At 60.8% G+C, this 1,233-nt stretch carries 1 protein-coding gene; it reads right to left on the bottom strand.

Features of this window, described 5'->3' with window-relative positions; translation table 11 throughout:
• Positions 1 to 155: 155 nt before the first annotated feature.
• Positions 156 to 1,070: a hypothetical protein gene (locus EOB49_RS32280; protein ID WP_127383349.1), complete on the bottom strand. Its 915-nt coding sequence runs from the start codon at positions 1,068 to 1,070 to the stop codon at positions 156 to 158.
• Between the last annotated feature and the right edge of the window lie 163 nt (positions 1,071 to 1,233).

Genomic DNA, 1,233 nt, shown 5'->3' with positions numbered 1-1,233 from the left:
GAAGAGGATGCCGGCCTGGTAGATTTCCAGCGACTGCACGTGCTCTTCGAACGAGTACTGCGAATAGACCGATGGGACGATCGAATCCGCAATGCGGGTGTAGGCGTCTGCCATTTTATTTCATTCCTTTAGCAATGCGGAGCGGTGTCGATCCCTCACAGGGGATGGCTGGACACCCAGAGATCCGGGTTTTCACCAGCCTCGCGGGCAAGCCGCTTCGCGCGTTCGGGGTCGCTTTTCACAAGGGCCGAAATCGCCGAGATGTTGCGACCGCCGCTGGCGTCCTTCTTGAACGGGTTCTCCCCGCCGCGAGAGGCGTCATTGTCGATCGTGTCTTCCTTGAACATCGCTTCGCCCACTGCCGAGAGAGCGCGCGCGACCTTGGACTTGGTCAGCGCTCCGTCGGGCAACAGAATTCCCGCCTCCTTGAAGGCGTCGACCAGATCGAGCTTCTTGGCCGCCCGGTTCGCTAGCTCGTGCTTCTGCTTGAAGCCTTCGCTGTCTTTCGGTCCCCAGTCCTTCACAAGATCTTCGTGGGTTGCCTCGACCGATGCGGCGAGGGCGGTTTGATGCGCCTTCACCTGGTCGGCCATGTAGCCTACGAATTTGTCGTGGTAGGCTTGTGCCACCTTGGGAGTGGCGCCGGCTTCAGCCGCCCAGGTCTTGGACGCAGTCGCCAGCGCTTCATCGTAGGGTAGATCAGCAGGGAGCCCTTCCGGGCGCGTGTACTCGACCTTTTCGGGCGATGTCACCGGCCGCATGGTCTCGGGAAGCTTGGAGTTGAATTTCTCCCACTCCTCCTTCGGTGCGTCGGCTGCGGGAACGCGCAGGCTTTCACCCTGCATACGTTCGAGTTCCGCATAGGAGGTCAGCACCTTTTCGATGCCGCCCTCCGGCTTGGTCCAGCCCTTGTTATCAGCGAGCTTGCGGTTGCCTTCGGAAAGACCGTCAAACCAACTCTTGGCGCCTTCGGTAGCGGACCCGTTCTCTACCGTCGTCGCTGGCTTTTCCAGGTTGCCCGCCGGAGGTGCATCCACCGCCACGGACCCAGTTTCTGCCGTATCTGTCATGATCGATTGTTCCTTCGATTGGGCGGCTCACCCAGCCGCAGGGCTGTCAAACGTTGTCGCCCCAGTTCTCCCAGAGCAGAGTGATGGTGCCGGTGATCGCCAGCACGCCGTCGGCGTCGATGTCCGTGTTCGTGGCGAACGCCAGGTTCAGGAAGATATCGAC

The sequence above is a fragment of the Mesorhizobium sp. M7A.F.Ca.MR.148.00.0.0 genome, from assembly GCF_003997735.1.
GTDB lineage: Bacteria > Pseudomonadota > Alphaproteobacteria > Rhizobiales > Rhizobiaceae > Mesorhizobium.
The sequence above is the reverse complement of the archived record's forward strand: the minus strand, read 5'-3'. Positions and strand labels throughout refer to the sequence as shown.

Excerpts from the sequence above, each read along its gene's own strand:
- EOB49_RS32280 (WP_127383349.1), bottom strand. The coding sequence starts at position 1,070 with ATGACAGATACGGCAGAAACTGGGTCCGTGGCGGTGGATGCACCTCCG.